Annotated in this window: 27 protein-coding genes; 21 read left to right on the top strand and 6 right to left on the bottom strand. The window is 66.4% G+C overall.

What is annotated here, in order from left to right:
* Positions 1-79 precede the first annotated feature (79 nt).
* Positions 80-907, top strand: coding sequence for a DUF932 domain-containing protein (locus EZJ19_RS00250; RefSeq protein WP_131444303.1), 828 nt, complete (start codon positions 80-82; stop codon positions 905-907).
* Here the strand turns inward: EZJ19_RS00250 and EZJ19_RS00245 are convergent.
* Positions 892-1,137 carry a hypothetical protein gene (locus EZJ19_RS00245; RefSeq protein WP_131444301.1) on the bottom strand — a complete coding sequence of 82 codons (246 nt, stop codon included), beginning with the start codon at positions 1,135-1,137 and terminating at the stop codon, positions 892-894. The genes EZJ19_RS00250 and EZJ19_RS00245 overlap by 16 nt on opposite strands.
* An 86-nt stretch (positions 1,138-1,223) precedes the next feature.
* Between EZJ19_RS00245 and EZJ19_RS00240 the strand changes: the two genes are divergently transcribed.
* From EZJ19_RS00240 to EZJ19_RS00190, 11 genes are all read left to right on the top strand, one after another.
* Positions 1,224-1,880: a hypothetical protein gene (locus EZJ19_RS00240; protein ID WP_131444299.1), complete on the top strand. Its 657-nt coding sequence runs from the start codon at positions 1,224-1,226 to the stop codon at positions 1,878-1,880.
* A gap of 67 nt (positions 1,881-1,947) precedes the next feature.
* Positions 1,948-3,057, top strand: coding sequence for a DUF6094 domain-containing protein (locus EZJ19_RS00235; RefSeq protein WP_131444297.1), 1,110 nt, complete (start codon positions 1,948-1,950; stop codon positions 3,055-3,057).
* A gap of 101 nt (positions 3,058-3,158) precedes the next feature.
* Complete coding sequence (locus tag EZJ19_RS00230) at positions 3,159-3,464, top strand: hypothetical protein (protein ID WP_131444295.1); 306 nt, start codon at positions 3,159-3,161, stop codon at positions 3,462-3,464.
* Positions 3,465-3,562: 98 nt separating this feature from the next.
* The gene (locus tag EZJ19_RS00225) at positions 3,563-5,833 is read left to right on the top strand and encodes a helicase-related protein (protein WP_165873394.1); all 2,271 of its coding nucleotides are present in this window, start codon (positions 3,563-3,565) and stop codon (positions 5,831-5,833) included.
* 126 nt (positions 5,834-5,959) lie between these two features.
* Entirely contained in the window at positions 5,960-6,580 is a 621-nt protein-coding gene (pilL2, locus tag EZJ19_RS00220; RefSeq protein WP_165873393.1) for a PFGI-1 class ICE element type IV pilus protein PilL2, read from the top strand.
* Complete coding sequence (locus tag EZJ19_RS00215; protein ID WP_131444293.1) at positions 6,577-7,221, top strand: PspA/IM30 family protein; 645 nt, start codon at positions 6,577-6,579, stop codon at positions 7,219-7,221. Before pilL2 ends, EZJ19_RS00215 begins: the two co-directional genes overlap by 4 nt.
* Before the next feature lie 9 nt (positions 7,222-7,230).
* Complete coding sequence (locus EZJ19_RS00210; RefSeq protein WP_131444291.1) at positions 7,231-7,962, top strand: TIGR03759 family integrating conjugative element protein; 732 nt, start codon at positions 7,231-7,233, stop codon at positions 7,960-7,962.
* A complete protein-coding gene (locus EZJ19_RS00205; RefSeq protein WP_131444289.1) occupies positions 7,947-8,537 on the top strand; it encodes a lysozyme family protein in 591 nt (196 codons plus the stop codon). The genes EZJ19_RS00210 and EZJ19_RS00205 overlap by 16 nt, the downstream gene beginning before the upstream one ends.
* The gene (locus EZJ19_RS00200; protein WP_131444288.1) at positions 8,534-9,094 is read left to right on the top strand and encodes an integrating conjugative element protein; all 561 of its coding nucleotides are present in this window, start codon (positions 8,534-8,536) and stop codon (positions 9,092-9,094) included. Before EZJ19_RS00205 ends, EZJ19_RS00200 begins: the two co-directional genes overlap by 4 nt.
* Positions 9,095-9,119: 25 nt before the next feature.
* The gene (gene traD, locus EZJ19_RS00195; RefSeq protein ID WP_131444286.1) at positions 9,120-11,279 is read left to right on the top strand and encodes a type IV conjugative transfer system coupling protein TraD; all 2,160 of its coding nucleotides are present in this window, start codon (positions 9,120-9,122) and stop codon (positions 11,277-11,279) included.
* Positions 11,276-12,025, top strand: a complete 750-nt coding sequence (locus EZJ19_RS00190; protein WP_131444284.1) for a TIGR03747 family integrating conjugative element membrane protein — start codon at positions 11,276-11,278, stop codon at positions 12,023-12,025. The genes traD and EZJ19_RS00190 overlap by 4 nt, the downstream gene beginning before the upstream one ends.
* Here the strand turns inward: EZJ19_RS00190 and EZJ19_RS00185 are convergent.
* From EZJ19_RS00185 to EZJ19_RS00165, 5 genes are read right to left on the bottom strand one after another with little or no spacing between them, the layout of a single operon-like run.
* Positions 12,022-13,440, bottom strand: a complete 1,419-nt coding sequence (locus tag EZJ19_RS00185; RefSeq protein ID WP_131444282.1) for a UvrD-helicase domain-containing protein — start codon at positions 13,438-13,440, stop codon at positions 12,022-12,024. The two genes, EZJ19_RS00190 and EZJ19_RS00185, sit on opposite strands and share 4 nt — an antisense overlap.
* Positions 13,427-15,160, bottom strand: coding sequence for an ATP-dependent nuclease (locus tag EZJ19_RS00180; RefSeq protein WP_131444280.1), 1,734 nt, complete (start codon positions 15,158-15,160; stop codon positions 13,427-13,429). The genes EZJ19_RS00185 and EZJ19_RS00180 overlap by 14 nt, the downstream gene beginning before the upstream one ends.
* A 36-nt stretch (positions 15,161-15,196) precedes the next feature.
* Positions 15,197-16,258, bottom strand: a complete 1,062-nt coding sequence (locus EZJ19_RS00175; RefSeq protein ID WP_240754600.1) for a DUF3800 domain-containing protein — start codon at positions 16,256-16,258, stop codon at positions 15,197-15,199.
* 12 nt (positions 16,259-16,270) lie between these two features.
* The gene (locus EZJ19_RS00170) at positions 16,271-17,575 is read right to left on the bottom strand and encodes a type II toxin-antitoxin system HipA family toxin (RefSeq protein ID WP_165873392.1); all 1,305 of its coding nucleotides are present in this window, start codon (positions 17,573-17,575) and stop codon (positions 16,271-16,273) included.
* Complete coding sequence (locus tag EZJ19_RS00165) at positions 17,575-17,901, bottom strand: helix-turn-helix domain-containing protein (RefSeq protein ID WP_131444277.1); 327 nt, start codon at positions 17,899-17,901, stop codon at positions 17,575-17,577. The genes EZJ19_RS00170 and EZJ19_RS00165 overlap by 1 nt, the downstream gene beginning before the upstream one ends.
* 289 nt (positions 17,902-18,190) lie before the next feature.
* Between EZJ19_RS00165 and EZJ19_RS00160 the strand changes: the two genes are divergently transcribed.
* The 9 genes from EZJ19_RS00160 (at position 18,191) to EZJ19_RS00120 (ending at position 26,146) form a co-directional block, all read left to right on the top strand.
* A complete protein-coding gene (locus tag EZJ19_RS00160; protein ID WP_131444275.1) occupies positions 18,191-18,580 on the top strand; it encodes an integrative conjugative element protein, RAQPRD family in 390 nt (129 codons plus the stop codon).
* Positions 18,577-18,816, top strand: a complete 240-nt coding sequence (locus EZJ19_RS00155; RefSeq protein WP_131444273.1) for a TIGR03758 family integrating conjugative element protein — start codon at positions 18,577-18,579, stop codon at positions 18,814-18,816. Before EZJ19_RS00160 ends, EZJ19_RS00155 begins: the two co-directional genes overlap by 4 nt.
* A 23-nt stretch (positions 18,817-18,839) precedes the next feature.
* Entirely contained in the window at positions 18,840-19,232 is a 393-nt protein-coding gene (locus EZJ19_RS00150; RefSeq protein ID WP_131444272.1) for a TIGR03745 family integrating conjugative element membrane protein, read from the top strand.
* A gap of 24 nt (positions 19,233-19,256) precedes the next feature.
* Positions 19,257-19,730 carry a TIGR03750 family conjugal transfer protein gene (locus EZJ19_RS00145; protein WP_476704060.1) on the top strand — a complete coding sequence of 158 codons (474 nt, stop codon included), beginning with the start codon at positions 19,257-19,259 and terminating at the stop codon, positions 19,728-19,730.
* Complete coding sequence (locus EZJ19_RS00140; protein ID WP_131444268.1) at positions 19,727-20,428, top strand: PFL_4703 family integrating conjugative element protein; 702 nt, start codon at positions 19,727-19,729, stop codon at positions 20,426-20,428. The genes EZJ19_RS00145 and EZJ19_RS00140 overlap by 4 nt, the downstream gene beginning before the upstream one ends.
* Complete coding sequence (locus EZJ19_RS00135; protein WP_131444266.1) at positions 20,425-21,357, top strand: TIGR03749 family integrating conjugative element protein; 933 nt, start codon at positions 20,425-20,427, stop codon at positions 21,355-21,357. Before EZJ19_RS00140 ends, EZJ19_RS00135 begins: the two co-directional genes overlap by 4 nt.
* Positions 21,347-22,825: a TIGR03752 family integrating conjugative element protein gene (locus EZJ19_RS00130; protein ID WP_131444264.1), complete on the top strand. Its 1,479-nt coding sequence runs from the start codon at positions 21,347-21,349 to the stop codon at positions 22,823-22,825. Before EZJ19_RS00135 ends, EZJ19_RS00130 begins: the two co-directional genes overlap by 11 nt.
* A complete protein-coding gene (locus EZJ19_RS00125) occupies positions 22,806-23,243 on the top strand; it encodes a TIGR03751 family conjugal transfer lipoprotein (protein ID WP_131444262.1) in 438 nt (145 codons plus the stop codon). The genes EZJ19_RS00130 and EZJ19_RS00125 overlap by 20 nt, the downstream gene beginning before the upstream one ends.
* Positions 23,244-23,311: 68 nt before the next feature.
* The gene (locus EZJ19_RS00120) at positions 23,312-26,146 is read left to right on the top strand and encodes a conjugative transfer ATPase (protein ID WP_476704059.1); all 2,835 of its coding nucleotides are present in this window, start codon (positions 23,312-23,314) and stop codon (positions 26,144-26,146) included.
* Positions 26,147-26,154 lie beyond the last annotated feature (8 nt).

Genomic DNA, 26,154 nt, shown 5'->3' with positions numbered 1-26,154 from the left:
CGCCAGCGGCATTCCACCACCCGCCGGGGTTCCTCCCCGGTGGGGCGGGGCTCCGGTCTCTTATCCAAAGGAGATCGTCATGCAACTTGCATCCCGCTTCGCTTATCGCTCCCCGGTGTTGCGGTCGAATCAACCGTTATCGGATGACCAAATTCGCACCGTCGCGCCCTCCATCTTCGCGGACAACCCGCACGAAAGCCGCTCCGAGCGGTACAGCTACATACCCACGGCGGCTGTGCTGACCGAACTTCGCAAGGAAGGCTTCCAGCCGTTCATGGTGTGCCAGGCCCGCGTGCGTCAGGAGGACCGCCGCGACTACACCAAGCACATGCTGCGCCTTCGCCATGCGAGCCAGATCAACGGCGCCGAGGCGAACGAGATCATCCTGCTCAATTCGCATGATGGCACCAGCAGCTACCAGATGCTGGCAGGCATGTTCCGCTTCGTCTGCCAGAACGGCCTGGTGTGCGGCGACACGTTCGCCGACGTGCGCGTGCCCCACAAGGGCAATGTCACCGACCACGTGATCGAGGGCGCCTATGAGGTGCTGCATGGCTTCGAGCAGGTGCAGGGCTCGCGCGACGCCATGCGTGCCATTACGCTCGACGACGGAGAGGCCGAAGTCTTCGCCAGATCGGCCCTGGTCCTCAAGTACGACGAACCTGGCAAGACCCTACCGATCACGGAAAGCCAGATCCTGCGTCCCCGTCGTTTCGACGACAACCACGCGGACTTGTGGACCACGTTCAATCGGGTCCAGGAGAATCTCGTCAAAGGCGGTCTGAGTGGCCGCAGCTCCAACGGGCGACAGCAACGCACCCGTCCCGTCCAAGGCATCGACCAGAACGTCCGGCTCAACCGTGCGCTCTGGCTGCTCGCGGACGGCTTGCGTCAGTTGAAGGCCTGATATCCCAAGCGGATTGTGCCCATCGCGGCATGGTCCGCTTTTTCTTTGGCGGACGGCCGATGTGTAGAGCAAAAGGGGAAGGCGCCGGCTGCGCTTTGTTGCTCACGTTCGTCCGCCCGTTGAATCAGGCTTGGCGCCATGTCCGTCGGCGATGCCGACAACATGCCCAGGTAGCCAAGACCTTCAAGGCTATGACGCGTTGCGACGCGCAGGTCGTTCTTCTTCGCCAAGCCGTTCGCGGCGTTTTCTTCCACCCATTGGGGCAGTCACAGCCCCGGCGGGCCGTGTTGCCTCCGATTCATTCGAGGACCATACCATGCCTGCCACCCATCCTTCCAAGAAGCTGTATCGCATTGACGAATGCCCCGACCTGATGGCCGATGGCTGCATCGGTGATGAGAACGGCAACCTGGTCTTTCTCTCCATCTGGGCGCGCGACACCGCGGTCCAGGAATTCCTTGCCCGTCTGACCCTGGGTCGGGATGAACAGGGACTGGACAAGTTCCATGTCATCACCGAGCAGGGTGGCAGCGTCCCGGTTTTCGTCGGCAACGTCGAGAATCTGGAAAAGCGCAGCACGCGCGCCTACCGGCGCACGCTGTTCGGCTCGCTCTCCAACGTGTGGCTGTTCGACCGCCGCTGCGTGCGCCCCGACAAGGCCAACGCCAGCGCACTGGCGCTGCTGCCACGCGATTCCGCACATCGGCTTGACCGGCTATGGACGCTGGTGCGGGATACCTGCCCGCTGCCGTTGCTCGATCACTGGCGCGACCTCGTGCTGGAGCTGCTGCAGGCCGAGTCGATGCTGACACGCCTGCCGTTCGCTCTCGGTTTGCTGGAAGGCCACCGGCTCGCCATCGACGTGCCGGCGCTGACCCACACACTGGGCGGCCTGATTCGCAGCCGCGTACTCACCGCAGAGACCACCAAGCCCCGCTCGACTCCCGCGCTGCCGCTCGAGGCGGTGGCGTGAGGCGATCCACCCACGGACATGCCCACCCATGTCCGTTTCCTTTCATTCACGCTATCAGGAGAATTCCATGGCACTCATGTTCCCGCGGCTCGCCCGCAATTTCGTCAAGAACGGGTACTTCCCCACGGATGAACCCACGCTCGAAAGAGCACTCGCCGCACTGGCGCCCGCCGCCGGGCCGATGTGCATCCTCGATCCCTGTGCCGGCGAAGGCGTGGCGATCGCCGAAGCCGCTCACGCCCTCGGGCGCGAGCAGGTCAAGGCCTTCGCCGTCGAGTACGATGCCGAACGTGCGGCCCACGCACGCCGACTCGTCGATCGCTGCATCCACGGCGACCTGATGGACACGCTGATCTCACGCCAGACATTTGGCCTGCTGTGGCTCAACCCGCCCTATGGCGACCTGTCCAAGGACGCCAACGGCAACATCGGCTACCAGGGCCAAGGTCGTGCCCGGCTGGAAAAGCTGTTCTACCAGCGTGCACTGCCGCTGCTGCAGTACGGCGGCGTACTGGTCTTCATCGTGCCGTCCTACGTGCTCGATGCTGAACTGGTTGGATGGCTGACACGCCACTTCGCCGAGCTGCGCATCTACCGTGCGGTGGAGACGCAGTTCAAGCAGGTGGTGATCTTCGGTCGCCGGGTTCGCCAGCGCGACCAGGCTTCGGATTCGGTCAAGGCCACGCGCGGTCTGCTGTTGCAGATCGGGCAGGGCGATGCCCAAGCTGAGGAGCTGCCGCTGGAATGGCCGTTTCTGCCGTACTCGGTCCCCACGAGCCCCGTCGAGCCGGAGCACTTCTATCGCGTGACGATGGAACCCGAACAGTTCGCCGACGAGGTCGGCCGGCTGCAAGGGCTCTGGCCGGCACTCGATACGCACCTGGGCGCCGCACAGCAGTCGCTGCGCCCGCCGGCCCGTGCCTTGTCGCACTGGCATCTCGCCCTGGCCTTGGCCGCGGGCGCGATTTCCGGCGTGGTGAAGTCCAGGACCGGGCGCGTGCTCGTCGTCAAAGGTGATACCCACAAGGAGAAGACCCTCCAGACGGAATACACCGAACGCGACGACGGCTCCGTGGCCGAGACGCGCATCCTCACCGACAAGTTCGTGCCGGTCATCCGCGCCTGGGACATGACGCCAGGTTCCCCGACTCGGGGCGAGGTGCTGACCATCCGCTGATCGCTGTTCCCCGACGGTTCGCCGTCGCTTTCATCCACCCATCGAGGTCATGTCGCCCCGATGGGGGGCCGTGGCCAGCTTTTCCCAAAGGAGAAATCACCATGTCACTCGCAGTTCTCAGCCTCGCGTCGCAAGCACGTTTTTCGCCCGGGCCGGTGGTCATGACCACCGGCGTCGACGAGCTGGTCCATCAGGGCCGGCTCAATCCCGTGCCGTGCCTGCGCCGTCATCTTCATGGCGACTGGGGCGACCTGAGCGACAACGATCGGCGACTGAACGATGCCGCGCTGAAGTCCGGCGAGGATCGTCTGTTCTCGTCTTACCAGGTCACGCCCGACCTGAAGCTCTGGATCATCACCGAATGGGATCGCAGCGTCACCACGCTGCTGCTGCCCAGCGAGTACTGATCCTCCTCGACGGCCTTGCGCCGTTCCTTTCTTCCCGCTTTGGGGCATGTCATCGCCCCGTGGGGGAGGTGCATGCCCTTTCACCTTGGAGCATCACCATGTCCCTCGATCTTGAAACCATTCCTGAAACCGCTGTGCAGGGCGACCTGCTCGAAGCGGCTGCTTCTCCTCTCACTCTCAGCCTGCAGGACTTCGTCACCGAATTCGGCGACGAACTGCTCGACTCGCTCAACCGCGCCAATCCACCGGTCTACGCCGGACAGGCGCGGGCGCATCGGCAGATCGTCCTCGCCAGCCTCAAGCGCAAGCTGTTCCAGGCGCAAGCCGAAGTGGTCCATGCCGTCACCGAGCTGTTGGTCGACCGCGGCGAACGCGCCGCGATCGTCAATGGCGAGATGGGATGCGGCAAGACGACCGTTGGTATCGCCACGGCCGCCGTGCTCAACGCCGAAGGCTACCGCCGTACCTTGGTGCTCTCGCCACCCCACCTGGTCTACAAGTGGCGGCGCGAAATCCAGGAGACGGTGGCTGGCGCCAAGGTCTGGGTACTCAACGGCTCGGACACCTTGCTCAAGCTCATCAAGCTGCGCGAGCAGTTGGGTGTGCCCGCAGGCGGTCAGGAGTTCTTCGTTCTGGGCCGCGTGCGAATGCGGATGGGGTTTCACTGGAAGCCCGTCTTCACCCGCCATCGCACTCGCCACGGCGACGTGGCTGCGTGCCCGGACTGCGGCCATGTCATCACCGACCTCGACGGCGAGCCGGCCAACCCGGTCGCGCTGGAAGCCGAGGAGTTCCGCCGAGAGTGCAGCCATTGCGCCGCACCGCTGTGGACGTTGATCCGTCCGAGGAGCCTGTCCGCCAGCGACCAGTCCTCTTCCGTGCTCAAAGCCTTGAAGCGCATCCCGACCATCGGGGAAGTCACCGCGCAGAAGCTGATGCAGAAGTTCGGTGATGCATTCCTCGCGTCGATGCTCGAGGACAACATCCACGAGTTCATCAACCTGATGGACGACCGGGGTGAGCTGGTCTTCTCGGATCGCCAGGCGCACCGCATGGAGCGCGCGATGGCGAACATGGAGTTCGGCTTCGGCGAGGGCGGCTACCAACCGTCCGAATACATCAAACGCTACCTGCCGCAAGGCACGTTCGACCTGCTCATCGCCGATGAGGCGCACGAGTATAAGAACGGCGGCAGCGCCCAGGGCCAGGCCATGGGCGTGCTCGCGGCGAAGTCGCGCAAGACCTTGCTGCTCACCGGCACGCTGATGGGCGGCTACGGCGACGATCTGTTCCACCTACTGTTCCGAGCCCTGCCGGGGCGGATGATCGAAGACGGCTACCGGCCGACCAAGAGCGGCAGCATGACGTCGGCCGCGATGGCGTTCATGCGCGATCACGGCGTGCTCAAGGACATCTATTCCGAGAGCACCGGCACGGCGCACAAGACCGCCAAGGGCACCAAGGTATCGGTGCGCACGGTCAAGGCACCGGGTTTCGGTCCCAAGGGCGTGCTGCGTTGCGTGCTGCCGTTCACGGTCTTCCTCAAGTTGAAGGACATCGGCGGCAACGTGCTGCCGCCCTACGACGAGGAGTTTCGCGAAGTGGCGATGGACACGGCGCAAGCCGTGGCCTACCGCGATCTGGCGGGGCGGCTGACCCAGGAGCTGAAGCAGGCCCTGGCGAAGCGCGACACGACGCTGCTCGGTGTAGTCCTCAACGTTCTGCTGGCCTGGCCGGACTGCTGCTTCCGGTCGGAGACGGTGGTACATCCGCGAACGCGCAGCACTTTGGCGTTCGTCCCGGCTCAGTTCAACGAGCTGGAAGTGATGCCCAAGGAGCGCGAGCTGATCGAGATCTGCCGGCAGGAGAAGGCGGAAGGTCGCAAGACCCTGGTCTATTCGGTCTACACCGGCACGCGCGACACCACGTCGCGTTTGAAGGTGCTGCTGGAGCAGGAAGGCTTCAAGGTGGCGGTACTGCGCGCTAGCGTGGATGCCTCCCGCCGGGAAGACTGGATCGCCGAGCAGTTGGACCGCGGCATCGACGTGCTCATCACCAATCCCGAGCTGGTGAAAACCGGCCTTGACCTGCTGGAGTTCCCGACCATCGTGTTCCTTCAGTCGGGCTACAACGTGTATTCGCTGCAGCAGGCGGCCCGGCGCTCATGGCGTATCGGCCAGAAGCAGCCGGTGCGGGTGATCTACCTCGGCTACGCCAATTCCTCGCAGATGACCTGCCTGGGGTTGATGGCCAAGAAGATCATGGTGTCGCAATCCACCTCGGGCGACGTGCCCGAATCCGGGCTCGATGTCCTGAACCAGGATGGCGACTCGGTGGAGGTGGCGCTGGCACGGCAGTTGGTGCATTGAGCATGGTTGAACTTGGCGGCCCCTTCGGGGGCCGTTCCTTTGCGGTCGGCGATCAGTTCCCTTTGTTTGCTGCCCAAATGTGCGGGCGCGGCGATGGTGACGGCTCCATCTTCGAGGAACCGACCCATGCGACAGTCCTCCCGTCTCCTCGGCCTGGCCGTCCTGTCGGCGGTGATGGCCGAGGCCATCCTGCTATCAGGTTGCGCCACGTCTGCGGCACCTCCCACTTCTGCCCTGGCTGAAGACGCGCCCGCGCTGCGCGCCGCGCTTCCAGTCCCGGCGACGATCAACCCTGACCCTGCCGTCTCCTCCGACCTCACACCTGTCGTCCGGTACGGACGCTACACGCTGATCGAACTGGTGTCCGAACCGGCGCAGCGCGACCTGATGCGGCAGGTGGTGGAGGTCGTGATTCCGCCAAGCCTCGACGCCAACGTGGGCGACGCAATGCGCCACGTGCTGCGGCGTTCGGGGTATCGGTTGTGCGACACCGCGGACGCCGCGGCGCTGTATGCGCTACCGCTGCCTGCCGCGCATCTGCACCTTGGGCCGCTGATGCTGCGCGATGCGCTGCTGACGCTCGCCGGCCCCGCGTGGGATGTGTCGGTCGATGACGGTGTGCGCCAGGTGTGTTTCAGGCGCCATGCGACACCCGTCGAGGCTTCCGCGAATCCATCGGCTGCGACCGGCGCCGCACTGCCCTCGGACGAGACCCAAGGTGCCGATGGCCGGGAGGTTCGGCCATGAACCTCCCGCAAATGTCTCCCGACGGCGCAGGCCATCCACGCTGGCTGAAGATCGCGGCTGGTGTCTGGTTGGTGCTGGTGAGCGCCATCGCCATTGTCGACAGCGTGGGGCTCTCGCGCCTGATCGAACAGAGCCGCAGCAGCGCACAGGATGCCCAGATGCAGGCGCTGGCCACGCGCATCAGCGATCTCGAACATCAAGCCGAAGCCGCGAAGCGCCAGCCCAAGCCGGTCGTCCAAGGGGACTTCGACGCCGCCCGCCAGGCGCTGGAGGAGCGGCTAGCGCACGTTGAACAGGCGCAGGCGACGGATGCGCATGGCGACGACATCAAGGCGCTGCAGGCGCGCGTGGGTGTCCTCGAAGCGCGCCTGAAGAGCAGGGCACTGTCCGCGACAACTTCCCGCAAGACCGCAGAGACGGCCAAGCCCAAAGTGCCCGAACCGCCATTCAACGTGGTCGGCCTGGAGCTGCGCGGCGGCGAACGCTTCGTGTCGATCGCATCGCGCGGCGCCACGGCGCTTATCGACCTGCGGCTGCTGCGCGAGGGGGAGTCGATCGGTGCTTGGCAACTCCAAGCCATCGACGCGCATGCCGCCGTCTTCCGCGTGGACAACCAGACCGTGCGCCTCGCGCTGCCGTAGGAGCGTGCTATGAAGCCAGGCTTTGCGACCGCGATCAGCCTTGCCGTGGCGCTATCCCTCGCGGCGGCAGGTGGATTCGCGCAGTCGGCGCCGGTGGCGAACTCCCGCGTGACCCCGAGCTTGGTCCAGAACAGCGCCGACGCAGGCTTGGACGAGCGCCTCGCACGCGACTGGGGACTGCGGCCCGAGGAATGGGCGCGCTATCGGCAATTGATGCAGGGACCGCTCGGCATCTACTCCCCGAACCTCGATCCACTCACGGCATTGGGCATCGAGGCCCGCAGCGACGAGGAGCGCAACCGCTACGCGGAGCTGCAGGTGCAGGCCGAGTCGCGGCGAGTGGGCAAGACGCTGGCCTACCAGCGCGCCTACGACGCTGCGTGGCAACGCATGTTTCCCGGCCAGCAGCGCGTGAACCTGCCCGGCGCACAGGCTCCCGATTCCGGCAACAAGGGCTCCGGCCGGCTGGCCGTCTTCGTCAAGGCTGACTGCCCGCCGTGCGAACAGCGCGTCCGCCAATTGCAGGCGGCTGGCACGGCCTTCGATCTCTACATGGTCGGCAGCCGCCAGGACGATGCCCGCATTCGCCAGTGGGCGGTGCAGGCCGGCATCGACCCCGCACGGGTGCGGGGGCGCACGATCACGCTCAACCACGACGCCGGGCGCTGGCTTTCACTCGGCTTGCCCGGCGAGTTGCCCGCCGTGGTGCGCGAGGTGAACGGCCAATGGCAGCGCCAGTAGCAGCGGCACGGGCCGCATGCGCGGTGCTGGCCCTCTGCGCCTGGTTGCCGATCGCATCGGCCCAGGAAGTGCCGCCACCGGCTTACCAGCTCGCGGCACGACGGGCGGGCATACCCTCGCCAGTGCTGTTTGCGGTCGCTCTGCAAGAGAGCGGCGCGCGGCTGCACGGCCGCCTGATTCCCTGGCCGTGGACTCTCAACGTCGCCGGCCGGGCGGAGCGCTATGCCACACGCGCGGAGGCCTGCTCGGGGCTGCGCCGAGCGCTCGCACGCACACCCGCCAGCCGTATCGACGCGGGCCTCGGGCAGGTGAACCTCGGTTATCACGCGCACCGCTACGAGCACCCCTGCGATCTGCTCGATCCGTACCGCAATCTCGCCATCGCCGCGGACATCCTCCTGGAGCAGCACACACCGGGCGAGGACTGGATGGTCGCCATCGGCCGCTACCACCGGCCCGCCGGCGGCGAGCCGGCCGCCCGCTACCGCCGCAGCGTTCACCGGCACCTTGCCCGCGTGCTGGGTACGGACGCACCCGTTTCTTCCAACGCTTTCACCCGGACCCGCACGCCATGAAGCGCATCCTGCTTGTCACTACCCTGGGGTTGTGGTCGGCCACCGCCGCCGTCGCGCAATCTACTCTCCCGCCAACCCAGACGACCGCGTCCCAGGCGCTGATCGTCGTCGAGGACCGTGGTGGCGTCTCGGCCTTGCCGTACTACCAGGCTTTGAATCCACAGGACGCGGGCCCGGCCCAACCGCCCGTTGCGACACCGGTGCCCCGCGTCGACAATCCGGCCTCTGCGGAAGCGGCCGTGCTGCCGGTTCGCTCGGCGCAGCTGACACCCGGCGACGAGCCGCGCCGCGTGATTCGTGCACCGGGCTTGACGCCGCTGTTCTTGGTGGGAGACGACGATCGCTCGCGCGCCTGGCTGCGGCAGCGGCGCGCGGCCCTGCAGGAACTACGGGCGGTGGGACTGGTGGTCAACGTGGCCACGCCCGAGGCCCTGGTCGCGCTGCGCCGGCTCGCGCCCGGACTCATGCTTTCGCCAATCGCCGGCGACGACCTGGCGCAACGGCTCGGCATCCGCCACTACCCGGTGCTGATCACAGCCACCGGCATCGAGCCTTGAAGCCCAATACGGTGAGGCATCCGCCATGGCCCAGCCCCACTCCGTCGAGGTACTGCTCCGGCCAGCGGTGGAGCTTTACACCGTCGCGGTGTGTGTCGGCGCCGCGCTGCTGTGCCTGGTGGCGCCGTGGTCGCTCGCGCTGAGCCCCTTGCTGGGCCTGGGCAGCGCGCTCGCGTTTCTCACCTTCGGCGCCATCCGCTGGCGGGATGCCTGGGCAATCCTGCGCTACCGGCGCAACATCCGGCAGTTGCCACGCTACGTGATGACCAGCCGCGATGTGCCGGTCAGTCAGCAACGGCTGTTCATCGGCCGGGGCTTTCGCTGGGACCAGCGCCACACGCACCGGCTCGTGCAGACCTACCGGCCGGAGTTCCGCCGCTACGTTGAGCCGACGGCAATTTACCGCGCGGCGCGGCGCATCGAGGAGCGGCTGGAGTTCGCCCCCTTTCCGGTCTCGAAGCTGGCAAAGGCCATGGCCTGGGACAGTCCGCTCAATCCAGCGCGCCCGCTGCCGCCGGTCGGAGGGCTGCCGCGACTGCACGGCATCGAGCCGAACGAGGTCGACGTCAGCCTGCCGTTGGGCGAACGGGTGGGCCACTCGCTGGTCCTGGGCACCACGCGCGTGGGCAAGACTCGCCTGGCCGAACTGTTCATCACCCAGGACATCCGCCGCAAGGTGGGCGGCCAGCACGAGGTGGTGATCGTCTTCGACCCGAAGGGCGACGCCGATCTCCTGAAGCGCATGTATGTGGAAGCCAAGCGCGCTGGGCGCGAGGGCGAGTTCTACGTCTTCCATCTGGGCTGGCCGGACATCAGCGCGCGCTACAACGCCGTGGGCCGCTTCGGCCGCATCTCGGAAGTCGCCACCCGCATCGCAGGCCAGCTCTCGGGCGAAGGCAACTCGGCCGCGTTCCGCGAATTCGCCTGGCGCTTCGTCAACATCATCGCGCGCGCCCTGGTGGAACTGGGGCAGCGCCCCGATTACCTGCTGATCCAGCGTCACGTCATCAACATCGACGCACTATTCATCGAGTACGCGCAGCACTTTTTCGCGAAGAACGAACCGAAGGCCTGGGACATCATCGTCCAGCTCGAAGCCAGGCTGAACGACAAGAACATCCCGCGCAACATGATCGGGCGCGAGAAGCGCGTCGTGGCGCTGGAGCAGTACCTCTCGCAGGTGCGGGTCTACGACCCGGTGCTCGACGGCCTGCGCAGCGCAGTCCGCTACGACCGGACCTACTTCGACAAGATCGTCGCGTCGCTGCTACCGCTGCTGGAGAAGCTGACCACCGGCAAGATCGCCCAACTGCTCGCGCCGAACTATTCAGACCTGGCCGACCCGCGGCCGATCTTCGACTGGATGCAGATCATCAGGAAGCGCGCGGTAGTCTATGTCGGATTGGATGCGTTGTCCGACGCGGAGGTGGCGGCCGCGGTCGGCAACTCGATGTTCAGCGACTTGGTGTCGGTCGCCGGGCACATCTACAAGTTCGGCATCGACGATGGCTTGCCGGGCGCAGCGGCCGGCGTGAAGGTGCCGATCAACGTGCACGCCGACGAGTTCAACGAGTTGATGGGCGATGAGTTCATCCCGATGATCAACAAGGGCGGCGGCGCCGGCGTGCAGGTGACGGCCTACACGCAGACGCTCTCGGACATCGAGGCGCGCATCGGCAACCGCGCCAAGGCCGGCCAGGTGATCGGCAACTTCAACAACCTGTTCATGCTCCGCGTGCGCGAGACTGCCACGGCGGAACTGCTCACGCGGCAGTTGCCCAAGGTCGAGGTATATGCGACGACGGTGATGAGCGGCGCGACCGACAGCTCCGACCCCACCGGCAACACCGCCTTTACCTCCAACACACAGGACCGCATCACCACCACCAGCGTGCCGCTGATCGAGCCGTCGCATGTCGTCGCATTGCCCAAGGGACAGTGCTTCGCGCTGATCGAGGGCGGCAACCTGTGGAAGATTCGCATGCCGCTGCCGGCACCTGACCCCGACGAGGCGATGCCGAAGGATCTGCAAGAACTGGCCGGCTACATGCGGCAGCACTACGTCGAGGCTGGCGACTGGTGGGAGAACCAGGGCCTGCCCAGTCTGCAGGACAGCGCACTGCCGGCCGACATGGTGGACGACTTCAAGCAGATGGCGGGCGATGCCGCGGAGGCCGAGGCATGACCGACCCGGCCGTCGCCGCGCAACGGCAGCAGGTTCGCCAGCAAGGCCTGATCGCGGGTCTGGTCACGCTGCCGTTTCGCTTTTTCGGCGTACTGTGCGGTTCGCTGCTGCTGTGCATCGTGATCGAGTGCATCGGTCTGCATTTCTTCTGGCCCGAGCAGGGCTGGCACCATGCGCAGGGCATGCTCGATTACGAGCTCGCCCAGGTCTCGGAGAACTTCACACGCAGCGTGCTCGTGCAGGAGCCGGGGCGCAGCGCGCGTCGGCTCATCGAGCATGCCTATGACTGGATGTTTCTCAAGAGTGGTCTGCTCGATTGGATACGCGATGCCGCGGCGCAGTCCCGCGCCGGCGCGCACAACCAGGCTGATGACTTCCGCTACTACCTGGGCCAGGTCTACGTGCATGTCGAGAGCTACCTGATCGCGTCGGCCTACACCGTGCTGGTTTTCCTCGTGCGGCTGCTGGTGCTGACCCTGACCTTGCCCCTGTTCCTGATGGCCGCCTTCGTCGGGCTGGTGGACGGCCTGGTGCGCCGGGACATCCGCCGCTTCGGCGCGGGACGCGAATCGGGGTTCATCTATCACCGCGCCAGGGCCAGCCTGATGCCGCTGGCCGTGCTGCCGTGGGTTACGTATCTGGCACTGCCCGTCAGCGTCCATCCGCTGCTGATCCTCCTTCCCAGTGCAGCGCTGCTCGGGATCGCCGTGGACATCGCGTCGGCGAGCTTCAAGAAATACCTCTAACCGATCACTGGACTGGCGCTACACACTACGAGCTTCATCGACCCACGGGTCACGGCGACGTAGAGGTTCTGCGCGCTCATGTCCTCGACATTTAGCAGCACCGCGACTTCGGCTTCCAGCCCCTTGAGCAACAGCGTGCTGCCGACGGCGCGTTTTGGCAGCGGGCGCCCCAACAGCCGGTTCTCTTCCCGCACGCGCCGGGCCGCTTCTGCCAGAAGGATGGCCCCCGACGAGGCTTCTCGGAGCGCCTTGAGCACCCCGTAGAGGATGGCCGGCCGATGCACACGCACGTTCGGCAGTGCCCGCAGTTCCGACAACAGCGCGGCGGCCGCAGCGAGAGAGGGCGCGCGCCCGAACGCCAGTGCGCGGCTTTCTGCCTCGTTCGGAGGATTCCTTGCAGTTCCCTTTGCCAACGACTCCAGGCGCCGCGTCAACTCCGCCACGCCCACATTGGTCATGACGCTCTGTGCAAGCGCCAGTAACTGCGCGATGGCATTCGGTGCCCCCACTTCAAAGCTGCTGGCGAAGGCGATGAGGTCTTGCAGATCGACGGCCTCGACTGTCGAAGCGCCCGGCGTCTGGCTCGCAAAGTTCTGCTGAGCTGCTCGGTTGCGGCTATCGGCGATGATGAGCACGCGCCCGTCAGCGGTTGGCGATGCCGTCCTCGCAGCGGCTAGGCGCTGGGCATGGTCGTTGGGCGGTACGGCCTGCATCCAGGTCACATGCGCCGGTGGCCCACTACGCAGATCCACCGACTGCCCCGCCGCCAACAAGTGGCGGGCCTCCAGCAACCATTGTCCCAGCGCTTCCGCGCCGGCGTTGCGCCATCGCCAGGGCGTTGCCAGCTCCCCGACGACAGGAAAATGCGCGCACACGTGCTGGTTCCAGTCGGCCAGCGCATTGCCCCGGAACCCGAAGATTGCCTGCATGGGGTCGCCCAGCACGCAGGTCGGCAAGATCAACGAGAGGAAATAGACGATGTAGTGCTGAGGCACCGAACAATCCTGGTACTCATCCACGATCAGATGCGCATACGAGGCTTTCAGCACCTCACTGACGTGCCCGGCTTGCAGCAGCTTCCAGGCGGCATCGCGGATTCCCGGGTAGTCCCGCGCAGGTGTAGCTAGCCGCAGAATCTCCGGATCGTGGGCGCTGCGGCCGGGAAAGGTCGAGATGAGCCGGATGGCCCAGCCATCGATCGTGCTCAATCGATAAGCGCTGGCTGGCACACCGGCGCGGTCCAGTCGGCCACGCAGGGCCGCTACCCCAGCGTTCGTGTGTGTCAGCACGAGGATGGGCTTGTTGCCCCGATGACCGGCAAGCGCATGGGCAATCAACTGTGTTTTGCCGCAGCCGGCCGGTGCGGTGACGGTTCCGCGTTCGATCGCACGAAGGTCGATTTCAACGTGGTCCATGAGCGGCCCACCCGAATACCTGCTCCATCAGCGCACGGAAGCCCGGATCGCAAAGATGCAGGTCCGGTGCAACGATGGTTCTCGACACGTCCTCCATCCACGAGATGGACTTGAACCAGCCAGCCTTTCGGATGCGCGCCGCCTGACCAAGGATGGCCCTGCGTTCGGCCGACAGGAGGCCGGTGTTCTGGATCTCGTCCCAGACCTGCTGGAAGGTGAGCGTGTTGTTCGAGACGGTGCGCAGGTGTTCGACGATCAGGTCGCCATGCAATTCGTTGGCGTAGCCGATCAGCCTCTGGCAGGCAGCCGGCGTGAGACTGCCGAACAGCTCGTCCTCCAGCGCCCGGCCCGCTCGGTAGGCGACGACGGTGCCACCGTTCTGGACAAATGCCTGCTCGATAGCAGGTGTGGGCTTCTTGTCGTCGTCGCGCAGCACCATCACCCGGTAGCCCAGAGACTGGAATGCTGCGGCGCGGGCATACGGTCGATCCGGCTCCCCGCCACCGCAGTCGACGAGGGCCACACCCAATGCAGCCAGTGACGCATTCCCCTGGTCAAGCCTGTACAAGTCCAGGCCGCGCAGCAGGCCGATCTCGCTGGCTCCCTCGCACACGACCACGGAGCCAGCCAGGAAAGCCTCGGGATAGAGGCGGATCGTGCTCTGGATGTCATTGTCGGCGCCGACCAGGCGAGCCTCGTGGCCCTGATGACCACGGCGTAACACGAAGAGTTGGCCGCCCGACAGTTCTCTCAGCGCCACGGGTGAATGGGTGGTGAGGAACACCTGCAGCGGAGCAGCGGCCTCCTTGGCGCCGAGGGAGCCCAGGAACCGCGCGATGCGGTGCGGCTCCAGCCCGTACTCCAGTTCGTCCGAGAGCACGATTGACGCCTGACCGGCCGCCTTGCGCTGCAGGCCGGCGACGAGCAGGCGCGTGGAACCGACGCCCAGGCCGCGAAGCGGGATGCCGCTTTCGTTGTGCAGGGAGATGGTGCCGCCACCAAACGACACCGAATGCGAATCCAGGAGTGCCTTGGCCTTGGTGCCAATGTTGACGCCCAACTCCTGGGCAGTGGCGGTGACGATCCCCAGCGCTTCTCCCAACTGTTGTGCGGCCTGATCTCCGAAGGCACTACGCGCATCCCTTGCAGCCTTGACCAGAGCGGCTGAAGCGTCGGCTCGCTCCTCCGAGATGCGGTTCAGTACGGAGCCCCGCTGCCATCCCAGATTGAAGTCCGAAAGCGCGCCGATGCGGGTGGGCGCCAGGGTGCCGCGATCCTTCCATGCGAGCGTCTTGACGATGCCTTGCTGTGCGGCGCGGTCGGAGACTAGGGTCCACGAGGGCTCCAGGTCACTGGCGACCGTCAGGTTCAGGCAGAGCACAACCTCCGCGCCGGCAGAGGGTTCGTCTTCGACGACGCCAGTGTTGGCATGGTATCCGCGCAGGAATGCACCGAAGCTCTCCAGCGTCCTCATGCTGTCATCGAGGTCGCCGAGCGTCAGCGTGACGCTGATCGGGGTCGTGATGTCCAGGCCGAAGAAGTCCGCATCCGAGAACTGGACATTGCGCCTGGCCCCCAGGCATAGGTCGATCGCGTCCAGTACCGTGGACTTGCCGCTGTCGCCCGGGCCGATCAGGCAGTTGATGCCAGGTGTCGGGCACCAGGCCAGCCACTGGATGCCGCGGAAGTTGGCGATCTCGATTTTTCTGATTCGTGCCATGGGTTTCCTCTCTGGTGATGTGCGGCCGTGGCCGATTCATGAGGTTTTCGCGCCGAAGTGCCTGGCGAAGTAGTCGATCATTTCCGCCGCCTGCGCCCCCTCACGGAACTGCTTCTGTTCATCGAAGTTGATCGACGGCACTAGATGGATGAACTGATCGTCGGCATACAAGGACATCACGGTCTGCGGGTCCAGTAGCGGCGGGCGCAGGCCTGTCAGCCCGTTGGCGGCCTCGATGGCAGCGCCGATCATGACGTCGGCGATCTGCACGGCCGGACTGGTCTTTGAGTCGACCTGGGTCACGGAAGACAGCTTGAGCGGGAAGCGGATGCCCGCGATCTGTGTCTGCCTGAATTCGACTTCATCCTGATGGTCGATGTAGCGCTGGAGCAGTTCGTGGTACGTGAGCAGATTCTTGGACTGGTCGTGCTCGACCCGGTACGGCCCTGCGGCCATCACCTCCATCCGGGTAATCAGGGATTGGAGCACCACCATCGCGGCGTCGGTCGAGACGCCCGGCGTGGCGATCGCGGACAGGCATTCGGGCGAGCCCAGCGCGATCGGCCCCAGCGCTTCGGGCAGTTCGGGCCAGTTGAGCTTCCTGGCCGCGTTCACCAACGCATCCAAGGCTTGCGGGGTCTTTGCCTTGACCGCCCTCTGGAAGGCCACAAGCAGATCATCGAACGCGGCCTTGCCGAGCAATGTCGGGCCGACCGTGTACAGCAGCGAGGCCAGGGCGTAGTTCTGTCCGTCCTTGTAAAAGTCCTCGCCACGCTCGTAGTAGAACGGTTCGACGGCGTAGTCCAGGAACATTAGGATCAGCAGGAATCGCTTGTCACAGACGTAGGTCACGCACTTGTGCTGGGACAGCACGGCACGCTGCAAGTCCAACAGTGGCTGCCGGTAACCCGGCCTGCGCGCGAGGGCGTGGTACTTGAGTTCGGGCGCCTGCAGCTTGGGGAAGTGCGCTTGGATCAGCTGAGCGGCGTCTTCGTCACTGATGGCCACCGCCGTGGCGCCTTGAAAGCGCTGTTCCGCATTGAGCAGGTCGAACCCCGTATAGCCACTCTCGTCGATGTGAAAGCATTCCATGTCCATCCCTCGCTTCCGTCACCGCCCGAGCAGCGCAGCGGCGGCGTCCATCTGTTCGTGCTCGAAGGCCGGCGCGAAGTCATCCAGCTCGACCGCGCGCAATCCGACCTCCGGGCTGAGCGCGACTTGGCGCCAGCACGATACCGCGGCATGCACCTCACCCAGCACGGCCAGGGCCTGCGCCTCGTCCAGCGCGAAGTACGATGCGCGGGCCAGCAGCATCTGAACGTCGGTGATCGGCCCATCCTGCTCGGTCAGCCAGGTCTTGGACTCCCTGTCCTTGTCCGGGAAAGGATTGATGTCGAAGGCAGGCGCAAGCCGCCAGAGCCCATGCTCCACGTGCAGGAATCCGTGGTTCTGCAGGTGATCGTCCACGTTGGTGATCAGCAGGTTGAGCACCAGGCGGCGCCAAAGCTGGCGTACATCCTCGGTGGGCGCGTGGCTGTGGGAGCGGATGGCGTCTGCGATCTCGGTATAGCTACGATCCTCCTCGCGTGAGGCCTGCAGCAGCGATGCGGCCGACTGGTAGGGAATGCGGCCGTCTTCGCTGTCGCGGTCGAACCGGCGGATGACCGCTACCGGCACCTCGTGTCCGCTGTCACCCAGCAAGACGATGCGCGCGGGCGCGGCATCGATGCCGGCCAGCGCCGCCAGCTTGAGGGCCAGCACCTCGCCGCGCGTGACGCTTCGGGTGTCGCCCACGCTCGGAAACTTGCCGATGGCCAGCCAGCCGTCCTCGTCCACCATCGTGCACTTGGGCCGCAGACCGCCGAGCGAGGTGCCCTTGCCTTGCAGGTAACGCAAATCCTCCGCCGATTCCTGCCCGCGTTCGACGGCACGGCTGGCCTGGTAGATGTGCTCCAGCTCGATCAGCGGCGGCGTGTTGCGCCGGCCTTTCGCGACCGTTCTGTGCCACGTCCCATCTGCATCGCGCAGGCGCAGTGCACCGACGCGGCTAAAGTCGTCGACCGCCAGCAGGTAGTCCAGCTCGGTGAGGGCCGGCAGTCCCGGATCTACCCGACGGCGCTTGGCATGGTCGCGGGCGATGATGCGTCGGCCCCAGGCATCTGGCGCGGTATCTGCGATCGCACCATGGAACACGGAATCATGGGGCGATGCGGCTTTGTGCGGCTGGTGGCCCGGCATCAACTGCAGGTCGGCCGACACGTTGAAGCACGCCGGATTGGCCAGCCAGGCCGCGTCATAGGCGAAGGCGCAGTTCTCGCGCCGTCCCTGCCGGACATAAATGAGCGAGCCGACCGGCAGGCCCGCCTTGCCGATGCACAAATGGACCTGCTGACGGATCGGGGCGACGGCAGCCATCAGAGCGCTCCCGAGGTGCCGCCTGGCTTGCTGCGCACACGCTTTGGCAAGCGCTCGTCCATCAGCGTCAGGCCGATCTCGTCGTGAGCAGTATCCAGCAGATGCTCCAGCGCCTGGATTTCGCCGAAGACATGCAGCGCACGGGCGAAGAAGTGGATGGGTACGCGCACGTCACCTTTCTCCATGCGGCGCACGGTGGAAAGGGATGCCCCCATGCGCTCGGCCAGCGAAGCCTGCGAGATATGGCGGCGCCGGCGCGCCAGCGAAATGTCGCTGCCGAGCTTGTGGATGGCACGCTCGACAGGCAGGGGAATCGGGGATTCCATGCTAATCGCTCCCAAGGGATTCTTAATGTCGGATACAGAGTTCTGTCGGATGATTATATCAGGCGACACCAGGAAATGGCAATAAATGCTCCTGTGGGAGCATTTAACCCAGATCTACGGTCCATCGAGAACTCTAATGTGGCTAAAATGGGGCGCGCTGCGCACTTCGGGCTCAATGACTGGGCGGTGTTGCGCCATCAATCCGGTCGCACAGGAGTTCCCTTTCTCTGCTGCGCCTGAGTCGGGAGCGCCGCAGCATCAACGCCATTCACTACACGGGGGAATGGCGATGGAACAAACCCGCCGACGCATTGGCACATGGCCGCGCGCAATGGCTGCGTTGCCGCTGGTGTTGGCCCTCTTGGTTTCGGCCGTGCGTCCGGCCATGGCCTCCGACGGTGCTCTGGAGCGCGAGCAACTCGCGGCCCTGGCGCGTCAGATCGAGCTGGCCGACCGACTGGCCGACCATCTGGCAGCACAGGCCGCCAGCTCCTCGTCGCCAGAGCGCGTCCGCTACCACTTCGACTACGCCCGGCTGCGCGCTGATCTGCAGCGCATCCGCGCCGGCGTGCAGGACTACCTCGTTCCGCAGCGCGCCCAGCCGCGCGATCCCGTGGCCCTCACGGGCGACTACACCCGCAGCCGCATCGCAGACGATAAGGAGGCGCCGTCGCCATGACGCCTTCCGCCGATCAGGTCGCCGCGTTCCAGGCCAACGGCGGCTTCACGCCCGCGACCGTTTCCACCGTCGTGCTCGGCTTCGTCTTCGCCATCCTGCTGCTGTGGGGCGTATGGGCGATGCGCACCGCCTATGTCGGCTGGGCCGAGCAGCGCCTGTCCCAACGCCAGTTCCTCGGTGTCATCGTGCGTTTTGTCGCGATGTACCTGGTGCTGAGCTTCTTCCTTCTGTCCTGACCACCACGAAAGGGTATTCCGCCATGAACGCTTCTTCCCTTGCGCATCGCGCTTCCTCCCGCTTCCCGCTGCTCACCCCGCAGCGTATTACTGCTGCACTCGCGCCGCTGGCGAGCGCAGTCGCACCGCTGTCCTCGCACGCGGCCGGCCTACCTACGATGGAAGATCCGTCGCGTGGTACGGGCAGCGGCATCATGCAGACACTGCAGAACTACGGCTACGACATCGTGCTGCTGGTCGCACTGCTCGTGGTCGCTTCGATGTTCATCGGCGTCTGCTACCACGCCTACACGCGCTACGCGGAGATTCACACCGGCCGCGCCACCTGGGGCCAGTTCGGCCTGACCGTGGCGGTCGGCGCCATCCTGCTGGTCGTCGGCATCTGGTTGCTGACCAAGGCCACCGGCGTGCTGTAAGGGCCGCAATCGATGGCTGGTCCCATGGACAGTTCGCGGGACATCCCGCGCGACGGGCTCGTGACCTTTCTGCCGCACCGCCTGAACCGGCATCCGGTGGTCGTGCGCGGGCTCACCGCCGACGAGCTGTGGGTCTGCGCGGGCCTGTCGGCCGCTGCCGGCTTCTTGGCCGGGGTGCCGTTGGCGTGGCTCACCCACAGCATCGCCATGGTCCCGACGCTGATCGTCGTGGGCATCGGCATCGGCGTCTTCGTGGGCGGGGGACTGGTGCGCCGGTACAAGCGCGGCCGGCCTGACACCTGGCTGTACCGCCAGCTCCAGTGGTCGCTCGCGCTACGCCACCCCGCGCTGGCGGCCCACGTGGGCGGTGCGCAGCTCATCGCCCGCTCGGGCTGGTGGACCACTCGGCGCCAGCGCGCCGGCCACCACGCCACACGAGCTGCGGCTGTTCCGCCCTCCGGACGGACGGCACGCGGCGACAGGAGGTCCATCCAGTGAGCCGATTTCGCAATGAGGTCATGCACCTGCAAGCCCACGTGAAGACGCTGCGTCTGAGCGCCGCCGCGCTGTTCGTGGTCGCGCTGCTGCTTGGCGCGGGTTGGTGGAGCGCGCCCAAGAGCCTGACCATCCACGTGCCACCCGATCTGCGCTCGGGCAGCACCCGCAAGTGGTGGGAGGTGCCGCCGGAGAGCGTCTACGCCTTCACGTTCTACATCTGGCAGCAGGCACAACGCTGGCCGACCAATGGCGATGAGGACTACCCGCGCAACCTGCGCGCGCTGTCCACCTATTTCACGCCGAGCTGTCGAGCCTTTCTGCAGCAGGACTACGAATACCGGCGCGGCAACGGCGAGCTGCGCCAGCGCGTGCGCGGCATCTACGAGATTCCGGGCCGGGGCTACGGCGACGACCCGGCATCGCGCGTACAGGTGCTGTCCGCGAACGACTGGGTCGTCACGCTGGACGTGAGCGCCGACGAGTACCTGGGGTCGGAGCAGGTCAAGCGCGCGCTAGTGCGCTACGCACTGAAGGTCGTGCGCATGGACATCGACCCCGAACGCAACCCCTTCGGCTTGGCGCTGGATTGTTATGCAAATGCGCCCCAGCGCATCGAGACCCCACCGGCTCCGGCGTCCGCCGGCAAGCCCGCCACGCCCGTCAGCCCAGCCACGCCTTTGCAGGGAGCAACCCCATGAAGCGACTCATCCCGTCGGCCCTGGCCGGCATGCTGTTCGGCCTGGGGCTGGTGCCTGCCGTACAGGCCATGGAGATTCTGCGTTGGGAGCGGCTGCCCCTGGCCGTGCCTCTCGTGGTCGGCCAGGAGCGCGTGGTCTTCATCGACCGCAACGTGCGCATCGGCATGCCGGCAGGCGTCGGCGAGAGCCTGCGAGTGCAAAGCGCGGGCGGCGCGATCTACCTGCGCGCGAGCAAGCCCATCCCATCCACGCGGCTGCCGCTGCAGGATGTGGAATCCGGGGCGTTGATCCTGCTCGACATCGCCGCCGAGCCGGCGAAGGCAGGCCAGGCAGCGCTGGAACCGGTGCGCATTGTCGAAGGCGAAGCGGCTCCTGCGCACTACGGCGAGCAGGCAGCCACGCCTCCGAGCACCGACGACGACACGCAGGGCGATACGCCAGCGTCGGGGCGCACGCCTGCCCACAAGCGCGAAACGCCGGTGGCCGTGGTTCTGACCCGTTTCGCGGCGCAGAACCTGTATGCACCGCTGCGGACGGTGGAACCTGTTGCCGGCATCGGCCGCGTGAACCTGCGGCGCGATCTGGCGCTGGACACCCTGTTGCCCACACTGCCGGTACGGGCAAGGGCGCTGGAGGCCTGGCGGCTCGAAGACCAGTGGGTGACGGCCGTGCGGCTCACCAATACCACCGCACGCGGGTTGGATCTCGACCCGCGCGCGCTGCAGGGCGATTTCGTGGCAGCGACGTTCCAGCACACTACATTGGGGCCGGCCGGCCAGTCGTCCGATACCACGGTGGTCTACCTCGTCACCCGCAAACATGGCCTGGCCGAGTCGCTGCTGCCAAGGATCAGCCGCATCGACGCCACCGTGAATCTACCGTCTGCCGGGGCCGCCGGCACGACCGAGGGAGCCGGCGATGAAAAGTAACCCGCTCCTCAAGTGGCTCTTGATCCCGATGGGGCTGCTGCTGGTCTTCGTCGGCATCAAGCTGTTCTCCAGCGAGCGGGGCGCCAAGCCCGCACCGGCCGGCGCTGCCAGCCAGCTCACACCCGAGGAAATGAAGGCACTGGGCGTCGAGGGCGACACGCCGCGCGATACCGTCGCCACGCTGGTCGCCCAGGTCAAGCAGTTGCGCAACGAGCTGCAGACCGCGCTCACCGACAACAAGAATCAGAAGGCCGAGAACGAGCGCATGCGTGCCCGCGAGGGTGCGATCGACCAGCGGATCCAGACTGCACTGGATGGCGAGCGTGGCCGTCTGCAGCAGGACCGTGACCAGGTGGCCAATGACCGCCAGCAGACCCGGGGTCTGCTGCAAGACCTGCAGCGTCGCCTCGACGGCCTCTCCGGCAAGGGCGGCCAGGCCGATATGCCAGTCGGGCTGGGCCTGGAGGACGGCGACGGCAAGAACTTCGGCGGTAGTCAGAGCGGCGGCGCCCGCCCCAGCAGCAGCGTTGGCACGCGCTGGGTCGAGCCGGACGACGCGAAGCCGACCAAGAATGGCGGCACGACCGGCGGGCTGAACTTCCCGACGAGCTTCGGCCCGGCGCAGAAAGCCCTCTCGAACGCCGCCGATTCGGTGGCCGATACTGGCACGCAGGCGGCCAACGCGGTGCGCCCGTCCGCCAAGCCGGTCTACACGGTGCCGTCGAACTCGACACTGATGGGCTCAATCGCGATGACCGCGCTGATCGGGCGCGTGCCGATCGACGGCACGGTGAACGACCCGTACCCGTTCAAGGTGCTGATCGGCCCGGACAACCTGACCGCCAACGGCATCGACATTCCCGACGTGGCCGGCGCGGTTGTCAGCGGCACGGCCTCGGGCGACTGGACGCTTTCGTGCGTGCGTGGCCAGATTCGCAGCGTCACCTTCGTGTTCCAGGACGGCACGATCCGCACCGTGCCGGAGGACGGCAACCGCGCGCAGGGCAGCGGCGGTCAAGCCAATGGCGCCAATGGCAACAGCACCACACACGGCGGCCTGGGCTGGATCAGTGATCCCTACGGCATCCCCTGCGTCTCAGGGGAGCGGCGCAGCAACGCCCAGCAGTACCTCGGCTCGCAGGCTTTGATCACCGCGGCCGGTGCCGGCGCGGCGTCGCTCATCAAGTCCAACAACGGCAGCGTTGCCGTTGTCGCCAACAGCAACGGCTCGCTCGGCACGGTCGGCATCAGCGGCAACGAGGCCATGGGCCGTATCCTGGCCGGCGGCGTGCAGGAAATGTCGCAGTGGGTCAACAAGCTCTACGGCCAGGCGTTCGCCGCGGTCTATGTACAGCCCGGTGCCAAGGTCGCCGTGCATCTGGAGCAGCCGCTCAACATCGACTACGACGCCAAGGGGCGCCGGGTCAATCACCGCATCGGAGGCGCCCATGCGTCGGATCTGGACTGAGGCGGCCGCGATCATGCTCGCGGTCATGGTGCTGGGCGGCTGCGCCACCAGCAAGGACCAACTGCTGCCACACGGCGACAGCACCATGCTCGACGTCTGGCAGCAGGAGACCGGTGGGAGCGGCGCTGCCGGCGGGCAGACGGCGCGGCAACTGCTCGATGCGCGTCAGAGCCTGCGCCGCCCGCTGACCGACGCCGACGTGCAGGCAACGCCAGCCGCCAACGCCGCCTACACGCGCACGGCGAGCACCGAAATCTATCGGCAGTTCCGGCGCCTGCCGAATCCCGACCTGGTGATGTATGTGTTCCCGCACCTGGCCGGCACCGACCCGGTGCCCGTGCCCGGCTACAGCACGGTGTTTCCGCTGTATCAGCGTGTTCAGTATGCGATGCCGGGCGAGCGCGTGGAGGACTACTGATGGCCTGGTCCATGCCATGGGTGCGCAAGGCAGCACCGTCCAGCACTCCTACGATCCCGTCAGCCAACATGGCCGATGCAGCCGACGATGCCTGGGAGCGGCATGTGACCGCGCTCAGCGACGCTGGCATCCCGGAACCTGGCAGCGTGCTCGACGCGAGCCGGCGTCGGCCCGCGACCCAGGCCGACCACGAGGCACTCTACGGCGTCGCGCCGTCGTTCGCAGACATGCTGCCCTGGGTGGAGTACCTGCCGGGCTCCAAGAGCATGCTGCTGGAGGACGGACAGTCGGTCGCAGCTTTCTTCGAGCTGGCGCCGGTGGGCACCGAAGGGCGCGAGATGGCTTGGCTGTGGCAGGCCAGGGACGCGCTGGAAAACGCACTGCAGGACTCGTTCGACGAATTGGACGACAACCCTTGGGTGGTCCAGCTCTACGCCCAGGACGAATCGAACTGGGACAGCTACCTGCGCACGTTGGCGAGCTACGTGCGGCCGCGTGCCCAGGGCAGCGCGTTCAGTGCGTTCTACCTGCGTTTCTTCGCGCACCATTTGCGCGCCATCGCGAAGCCAGGCGGCTTGTTCGAGGACACGACGGTGACGCGCCTGCCGTGGCGCGGCCAGGCGCGGCGGGTACGCATGGTGGTCTATCGGCGCACGCCCAACGCCGCATCGGCCCGCCGCAGCCAGTCGCCCGAGCAGGCGCTGGCGACGATCTGCGACCGGCTCGTCGGCGGACTCGCGAACGCGGGTGTGAAGGCCCGCCGCCTGGCTGCCGCCGACATCCACGACTGGCTGCTGCGCTGGTTCAATCCGCATCCCACGCTGCTGGGTCCGACCACCGAGGACCGGGAACGCTTCTACGCACTGACCCGCTATCCCGAGGAGGCAGAGGAAGGTGAGATCGAACTGGCAGGGGGCGACTTCGCGCAGCGGCTGTTCTTCGGCCAACCGCGCTCGGACGTGGATAACGGCACCTGGCTGTTCGACGGCCTGCCGCATCGGGTCATCGTCATGGACCGTTTGCGCATGCCGCCCGCGACGGGCCACATCACCGGCGAGACGCGCAAGGGCGGCGATGCGGTCAACGCGCTGTTCGACCAGATGCCGGAAGATACGGTGATGTGCCTGACGCTGGTCGCCACACCGCAGGACGTGCTCGAAGCGCACCTGAACCACCTGAGCAAGAAATCCGTCGGCGAGACCTTGGCTTCCGAGCAGACCCGGCAGGACGTGCAGCAGGCGCGCGGCCTGATCGGCAGTGCGCACAAGCTCTATCGCGGCGCGCTGGCCTTCTACCTGCAGGGCCGCGATCTGCCCCAGCTCGACGCACGCGGGCTGCAACTGGTCAACGTCATGCTCAACGCCGGCCTGCAGCCAGTGCGCGAGGAAGACGAGGTGGCGCCGCTCAACAGCTATTTGCGCTGGCTGCCCTGCGTGTTCGACCCGGCCCTGGACAAGCGCCAGTGGTACACCCAGCTGATGTTCGCGCAGCACGCCGCGAACCTCGCGCCGGTGTGGGGCCGCAGCCAGGGGACGGGGCATCCGGGCATCACCTTCTTCAACCGCGGCGGCGGTCCGATCACCTTCGATCCCTTGAACCGGCTCGACCGGCAGATGAACGCGCATCTGTTCTTGTTCGGCCCCACCGGCTCGGGCAAGAGCGCGACCCTGAACAACATCCTGAACCAGGTGACGGCGATCTACCGGCCGCGCCTGTTCATCGTCGAGGCGGGCAACAGCTTCGGCCTGTTCGGCGACTTCGCCGCGCGCCTGGGGCTGACGGTGCATCGCGTCAAGCTCGCCCCCGGTGCGGGGGTGAGCCTCGCGCCCTTCGCCGACGCGCACCGGCTGGTGGACACGCCCAGCCAGGTGCAGACGCTGGACGCCGACGACCTGGACGAAGACCGCGACGCGGCGGCGCAGGTCGCGGATGCGGACGAGCAGCGCGACGTGCTGGGTGAGCTGGAGATCACCGCGCGGCTGATGATCACCGGCGGCGAGGACAAGGAAGAGGCCCGCATGACGCGCGCCGATCGCAGCCTGATCCGTCAGTGCATCCTCGACGCGGCGCAGCGTTGCGTTGCTGAGAAGCGCATGGTGCTCACGCGCGACGTGCGCGATGCGCTGCGCGAGCGCGCTCGCGACGCCACGCTGCCGGAGACGCGGCGCGCCCGCCTGCTGGAGATGGCCGACGCGATGGACATGTTCTGCCAGGGTGTCGATGGCGAGATGTTCGACCGCCCCGGCACGCCGTGGCCCGAGGCGGACATCACCATCGTCGATCTGGCCACCTTCGCGCGCGAAGGCTACAACGCCCAGCTCTCGATCGCCTACATCAGCCTCATCAACACGGTCAACAACATCGCCGAGCGCGACCAGTTCCTCGGCCGGCCGATCATCAACGTCACCGATGAGGGCCACATCATCACCAAGAACCCGCTGCTCGCGCCTTACGTGGTCAAGATCACGAAGATGTGGCGCAAGCTCGGCGCCTGGTACTGGCTGGCGACGCAGAACATCGACGACCTGCCCAAGGCGGCCGAGCCGATGCTCAACATGATCGAGTGGTGGATCTGCCTGTCCATGCCACCCGATGAGGTGGAGAAGATCGCGCGCTTCCGCGAGTTGAACCCGGCGCAGAAGGCACTGATGCTGTCTGCCCGCAAGGAGGCCGGCAAGTTCACCGAAGGCGTGATCCTCTCGAAGTCGATGGAAGTGCTGTTCCGCGCGGTGCCGCCCAGCTTGTACCTGGCGCTGGCGCAGACCGAACCGGAAGAGAAGGCCGAGCGCTTCCAGCTGATGCAGCAGTACGGCATTGGTGAGCTGGATGCCGCCTTCAAGGTGGCCGAGAAGATCGACCGCGCCCGCGGCATCGAGTCGCTTGCGCTCGATGCGTTGGCGTGAAGGAGGGA

It is taken from the genome of Parasulfuritortus cantonensis, from assembly GCF_004337445.1.
In the GTDB taxonomy this organism is placed as follows: Bacteria; Pseudomonadota; Gammaproteobacteria; order Burkholderiales; family Thiobacillaceae; genus Parasulfuritortus; species Parasulfuritortus cantonensis.
The sequence above is the reverse complement of the archived record's forward strand: the minus strand, read 5'-3'. Positions and strand labels throughout refer to the sequence as shown.